Origin of the sequence: Nocardia sp. NPDC058497, from assembly GCF_042720195.1 — a bacterium.
In the GTDB taxonomy this organism is placed as follows: Bacteria; Actinomycetota; Actinomycetes; order Mycobacteriales; family Mycobacteriaceae; genus Nocardia.
The window spans coordinates 1-6,249 of sequence record NZ_JBHXMY010000356.1; the positions used below are offsets into that span (position 1 = coordinate 1).

General features: G+C 70.4%; 5 protein-coding genes. 2 read left to right on the forward strand and 3 right to left on the reverse strand.

Features of this window, described 5'->3' with window-relative positions:
* From ACFWPJ_RS21740 to ACFWPJ_RS21750, 3 genes are all read right to left on the reverse strand, one after another.
* A partial coding sequence (locus tag ACFWPJ_RS21740; RefSeq protein WP_378854036.1) for an NAD(P)/FAD-dependent oxidoreductase occupies positions 1–936 on the reverse strand: 936 nt, incomplete at its 3' end.
* Between the two features lie 48 nt (positions 937–984).
* The gene (locus ACFWPJ_RS21745; protein ID WP_189023472.1) at positions 985–1,530 is read right to left on the reverse strand and encodes a GNAT family N-acetyltransferase; all 546 of its coding nucleotides are present in this window, start codon (positions 1,528–1,530) and stop codon (positions 985–987) included.
* A gap of 14 nt (positions 1,531–1,544) precedes the next feature.
* Positions 1,545–2,459: a Ku protein gene (locus ACFWPJ_RS21750; RefSeq protein ID WP_378854039.1), complete on the reverse strand. Its 915-nt coding sequence runs from the start codon at positions 2,457–2,459 to the stop codon at positions 1,545–1,547.
* 109 nt (positions 2,460–2,568) lie between these two features.
* Here ACFWPJ_RS21750 and ACFWPJ_RS21755 point away from each other — a divergent pair, with 109 nt between their 5' ends.
* A complete protein-coding gene (locus ACFWPJ_RS21755; RefSeq protein WP_378854041.1) occupies positions 2,569–3,651 on the forward strand; it encodes a lycopene cyclase family protein in 1,083 nt (360 codons plus the stop codon).
* 209 nt (positions 3,652–3,860) lie between these two features.
* Positions 3,861–6,194: an MMPL family transporter gene (locus ACFWPJ_RS21760; protein WP_378854043.1), complete on the forward strand. Its 2,334-nt coding sequence runs from the start codon at positions 3,861–3,863 to the stop codon at positions 6,192–6,194.
* Positions 6,195–6,249 lie beyond the last annotated feature (55 nt).

A 6,249-nucleotide genomic window follows, 5' to 3' on the forward strand; every position in this document is an offset into this window, starting at 1 on the left:
TGGGGTGTGGGGAGGGGGGTGGGGGCCGCGGGCGGGGCCGGCGACCTCGGTGCGGGTGCGTCTGGGGATCTCGGGGATCGACGAGATCGGGGCGATCAGGTAGGCCGACATCTCCGTGGCCAGCGATTCGGCGCGGACCAGCAGGATCACCCGGCGGGCGCAGCTGGCGAAGTACACCGCCGCCTGGCCCGCCGAGTTCGCGCCGCCGACGATGTAGACGTCGGCCCCCGCGCACAGCGGCGCCTCGGTGAGCGCCGAGAAGTAGTAGACGCCGCGGCCGGTGAAGTCCTCGACACCCGGTGCGTCGAGGGTGCGGAAGGTGGCGCCGGTGGCGATGATCGCCGCCCGCGCCGACAGGGAGGTGCCGCCCGCGCAGTGCACGGTGATGTCCTCGTCGGTGGCCTCGAGCGCGTCGGCGCGCAGGCTGATCACCAGTTCGGCGCCGAACTTGCCCGCCTGGCGCCGGGCCCGGTCGGTGAGCACGGCACCGGAGATCCCGTCGGGGAAGCCGAGATAGTTCTCGATGCGCGAGCTCAGCCCGGCCTGCCCGCCGATCGCCCAGCGCTCCAGCAGCACGGTGTGCAGTCCCTCCGACGCGCCGTAGACGGCGGCGGCCATGCCCGCCGGACCGCCGCCGACGACGAGCAGGTCGTAGCCGCCGGAGCTGGGGGTGGTGTGCAGCCCGACCCACCGGGCGAGTTGCTCCTCGTCGGCGGGTTTCAGCACCCGGCCGTCCGCGGTGATCAGCACCGGGGCGTCGTCGGCGGCGAACCCGTGCGCGGCCAGCAGTTCGCGGCCGGTCGGATCGGTGGGTTGCACCCAGCGGCAGGCGATCTCGTTGCGGCTGAGGAAGGTGCGGATGGCCGCGCACGCGGGCGACCACATGTCGCCGACGACGGTCAGCGCGGGGGAGTCGTGCTCATCCGGCGAGGCCACCTGTCGAGAATAGGCCGGACCAGCGGCGATGCTCGGGTGGCGCTCCGGTCAGCGGCGCGGATGCTCCACCGACAGCCTGCCGCGGCGGATGAGATCGTGACGGGTGTTCGCCGACATCGGCGGCAGCGGCTGCTCGCCGCTCGCCTCGTCCGGGTTCGGCCGCACCAGCAGGGTGACGGTCGCGGCGGGCACGAAACCGGTGCTGGTCATCAGTGCCGCCGAAGCGCTGTTGCGGTCCTCGACATCGGTGACGATATGGCGTGCCCCGCGCGCGAACAGCGCCTCCGAGCACACGTTCACCAGCCGCCGGGCGATGCCGTGGCCCTGCATGTCGGGCGCGACCGCGATCCACTCGAGGTAGGCCCAGTCGTCGCGGTGCTCGAACTCCATCGAGCCGAGCACGAAGCCGACGACCCGGTCGGAATCCAGGGCGACCCAGCAGGCATTGTCCGGGCTGTCCAGATGTTCGGCGACGGCTGTGAGCGACCACGACGTGTACGGCTTGGTGGTCGTGTCGAACACCTGGTGGCCGAGATCGAGGACTTGACGCAGATGTCCCAGCCCCATCGGCACGACGACGATCGAGGAGTCCATAGCGTCAGTCTGCCCTACGCACCCTTGCGAGTCGCGGTCTTACCTGCCGTGGATTTCTTCGCCGCGGCCTTGCGCGGCGCGGCCTTCTTGGCCGCTGTTTTCTTGGCCGCCTTCTTCGGAGCCGGCGCCGCCTCGGCGTCGCGGCGGCCACTGGCCTCGAGACTGCGCTGCAGTGCCGCGACCAGGTCGACGACCTCGGCGTCGGGCTGTTCGGCGGGTTCGGCGGCCGCGGCGGATTCGACCTTGCCCGTACCGCTGGCGATCGCCTCGTCGAGGAGTTTCTGCAATTCGAGCTGATATTCGTCGGTGTATTCGCCGGGATCGAAATCGCCCGACATCGACTCGACCAGCGTCTCGGCCATCTTCAATTCCTGCGGGCGCGGCGCGGGCGCCTCGTCGAGCGACGGGAAGTCCACGGCACGCACCTCGTCGGGCCACAGCAGTGTCTGCAGGACCAGCACGCCGTCGCGCACCCGCAGTGCCGCCAGCCTGGTCTTCTGCCGCAGCGTGAAGTGCACGAGCGCGGTCTTGTCGATGCGTTCGAGGGTGGCCGCCAGCAGTTGATAGGCCTTGGGCGTGGCCGAATCCGGTTCGAGGTAGTAGCTCTTGTCGAACAGGACGGGGTCGATCTGCTCGGACGGCACGAATTCCAGCACCGGGATTTCATGTTTCTCCGCCGCGGGGAGTTTCGCGAAATCGGCGTCGGTGAGGACGACCTGGTCGCCGTCGGGGGAGACGTAGGCCTTGTCGATGTCGGAATACTGGACCGAATTGCCGCACGCCTGGCAGACACGGTCGTATTTGATCCGGCCGCCGTCCTTGGCGTGGACCTGATGGAACCGGATATCGTGGTCCTCGGTCGCGGTATAGACCTTGACCGGGACATTGACCAGCCCGAAGGCGATCGAGCCTTTCCAGATCGATCTCATTTCCCCATAATTGCCGAAATGTCGCGCGGGGGCGAGGCAACGCCGCAGAACCGGTGCCCGTCCGTGACGCGGCGGTGCTTGACAACGTTGCGTCTGATCCAATGACCGGGTGGACGCCGAGCTGATCATCTGCGGACTCGGCCCGGCGGGCCGGGCGGTGGCCCATCGCGCGCTGGCCCGCGGCCTGGCCGTCACGGTGATCGACCCGCATCCGGACAGGGTGTGGACGCCGACCTATGCCGCCTGGGCGGACGAACTGCCGGACTGGCTCGATCCGGCCGTCGTCGCCGCGGACGTCGACGGGCCGACGGCGTGGGCCGTCCGGGAGCACCGGATCGACCGCACCTACCAGGTCCTCGACACCGCGGGATTACAACGGTCGCTGACCCTCGATGGAGCGGAGGTGATCGCCGACCGGGTCGTCGACCTGGACGCGGGCTCGGTGCGCACGGCGAGCGGATCGACCCGCACCGGCCGGGTGATCGACGCACGCGGCCTGGCCAGGTCACCGCGCCGCGCCGAGCAGACCGCGTACGGCATGGTTCTGCCACGGGAAACCCTCGACCAGGCGACCTTGTTCATGGACTGGCGCCGGGACAACGGTGCGGACCCGGACGATCCGGCCTCGTTCCTCTACGTCGTCCCACTCGGCGCAGACATGATGCTGTTCGAGGAAACCTGTCTCGCGGGCCGCCCCGCCCTCGGCCCCGATGTCCTGCGACACCGCCTGGAACACCGCCTGCGGGCACGCGGCATCCCCTTCACCGGTGCGGAACCGGTTGAGCGGGTGCGGTTCCCGGTGCAAGGTGGCAAGCCCGGCCATGGCCGATTCGGGGCGGCCGGTGGCCTGACCCATCCCGCCACCGGTTATAGCGTCGCCGCCTCACTGAGCGCGGCCGACCGCGTCGCCATGGGCACGACGCCGTGGACGGTGCAGGCGCGCACCGTGGCCGCCCTGCGCCGGGCTGGTTTGCGGGCACTGCTGGCCATCCCGCCGCGCGATGTCGCCGTCTTCTTCGACGCGTTCTTCGATCTGCCCGCCCCGCTGCAACGGTCCTACCTGTCCGGACACGACGACTTACGGGGCACACTCGCGGCAATGCGCGCGCTGTTCGCCGCGCTGCCCCCGCGACTGCGCCGTGTCATCGCGACGTCGGTAGCGGGAATCGGCCCGGCACCGGCCGGGGTGTAGCCGACCGGTCGCTGACCGGGAATCGAAGGGTGTGCGCGGGGTCACCCCGAGGCCCGGCGGCGCCGCCACGAAGTTGCTACCATCGCTGCGCGAACGCGCCCACCCGCCAACAGGATCGGGCCGGCGAGGCGGACCGGCCGGAAACACCCGAGCCCCCGCACGTCGACGTGCGTGCCGCACAGTTGCGTGACGAGTTAGGGGAATATCCGGTGTTCGAATTCACCAAGCGGCGCAGCTGCTGGGTGCTCGGCGTTTTCGCAGTGCTCGCGCTGGTGCTCGGCGCACTCGGCGCCACGCTGTTCGAGCGGGTGGAGGGCGGCGGATACACCGACCCGGGCAGCGAATCCAGCAGAGCACTCGAGGTGCTGCGCGCGGAGTTCGGGCAGGCGCCGCCGAACCTGCTGCTGCTCGTGGAGACCGAGTCCTCGGTCGAGGACCCCGAATCCACCGCGGCGGCAACGGCACTGGTGGCCAACCTGCAGGAGCGCGACGGCGTCACCGACGTGGTGTCCTACTGGACCACCCACCAGCCCGCGCTGCGCAGCGTCGACGGCAAGCAGGGCCTGATCGTGGCCAGCGTGCTCGGCAGCGAACGCGAGATCGACCAGCGTGTCGCCGCGATCGCCGCCGACCTGACCGGGACGCAAGGCACCCTGCAGGTCAGGGCCGGTGGCTTCGCGATGCTCATGCACGAGACCGTCGAGCAGAGCAAGACCGATATCGCCAAGGGCGAGGCCATCGCGTTCCCGCTCACCCTGATCGCGCTGCTGTTCGTCTTCGGCGGCCTGGTCGCGGCGAGCCTGCCGCTGCTGGTCGCGCTCGGCACCGTGCTGGCGACGATGGGCGCGCTGTGGCTGCTGACGGTGTTCACCCCGCTGTCGGTCTCCGCGACGAACGTGGCCACCCTGCTCGGCCTCGGCCTCGCGATCGATTACAGCCTGCTGATCGTCAACCGCTATCGCGACGAACTGTCCGAGGGCCGCACCCCGGCAGGCGCGGTGGCGACCACCCTGCGCACCGCGGGCCGCACCGTCGCGTTCTCGGCGCTGACCGTCGCCGTCGCGCTCGCCGGACTGCTGTTCTTCCCGCTGCTCGCGATCCGGTCCATGGGTTACGCGGGCATCCTCGTCGCGGCACTGGCGGCCCTGGTCTCCCTGACCGTGCTGCCCGCGGCGCTGCTGCTGCTCGGCACGCGAATCGACAAGGGCCAGCTAGGATGGTGGTTCCTGCGGGCGCCGCGCCCCGCGCCGGGTGAGGGTGCGTGGCACAAGCTCGCCACCGCGGTGATGCGCAAGCCGATCCCGATCGGGCTGGCCGTGACCGCGCTGCTGCTGCTCCTCGGCGCACCGTTCCTCGGCGTCAAGCTCGGCTTCCCGGACGAGCGCACCCTGCCGGAGTCGATGAACTCCCGCCAGGTCACCGAGATCGTGCAGCGCGACTTCGGCGAGAGCGACCAGAACACCCTCGTCGCGGTCCTGCCCGAGAGCGCGTACAGCGCAACGGGCATCGACTCCATCGCCCGCGACCTGTCCGACCTCGACCATGTCCGCCGCGTCGACACCGCCACCGGCAGCTACGCCCAGGGCGGTCTGCTGACCGCCTCCACCGCGGCGAACGCCCGCTTCCGGGCCGACCGGGCCGTCTACCTGTCGATCGGGCCCACCACCTCCGACAGCGACGCGCTGGCCGGGCTGGTCGAGCAGGTGCGCGCGGTGCAGACCCCCAGCGAGCTGCTGGTCGGCGGCGTCGCCGCGGCCAATGCCGACTCCATCGCCGCCATCGAGGACGAATTGCCCTGGGCGCTCGGCTTCGTTGTGCTCGTGATGCTGGTGGTGCTGTTCGCCCTCACCGGCAGCGTGGTGCTGCCCGTGCTGGCGGTGGTCCTCAGCGCGTTGAGCCTCACGGCGACCTTCGGCGCGCTGGTGTGGATCTTCCAGGACGGCCATCTGTCCGGGCTGTTCGGTTTCACCGTCACCGGCGACCTGTCCGCCACCGTGCCGGTCATGCTGTTCGCCGCCGCCTTCGGTCTCGCGATGGACTACCAGGTGTTCCTGCTCGCGCGGATCCGCGAGGAATACGACCGCACCGGCAAGAACGAGACCGCCGTCGCGGTGGGGCTGGAACGGATCGGGCGCATCGTCACCGCGGCCGCGATCCTCATCTCGCTGGTGTTCCTCGGCTTCCTCGCCTCCGACATCACCTTCATGAAGGCGTTCGGGATCGGCCTGCCGCTGGCGGTGATCGTCGACGCCACCCTGGTGCGCGGGTTCCTGCTGCCCGCCGCGATGAAGGTGCTCGGCGACGCGAACTGGTACGCGCCGGACTTCCTGCGCCGCCTGCACGATCGCTGGGGCCTGGACGAGAGCGGTGCGGGCCGGTCGATGAATCGCGATGTCCCGGTGCGGGATCCGCTCGGTGTCACCACCGGCAAGCCGGTGACCACGGACGTGGAGATCGTCGTCAACGATCCGCTCGCGCGGGCGGAGGCGGCACGGGCCAAGGAAGACCTGGCCGCCGCGGGTCGTACCGAGACCACGGACTGACCCGCGAGGTCTGTCGAGAGCTGTTGGGCGACACCGGTTCTACCCGGACCGGTGT

What these genes read in the sequence shown, in the direction of transcription:
- ACFWPJ_RS21745 (WP_189023472.1), bottom strand. Translation starts at nt 1,530, where the DNA reads ATGGACTCCTCGATCGTCGTCGTGCCGATGGGGCTGGGACATCTGCGT.
- ACFWPJ_RS21750 (WP_378854039.1), bottom strand. Translation starts at nt 2,459, where the DNA reads ATGAGATCGATCTGGAAAGGCTCGATCGCCTTCGGGCTGGTCAATGTC.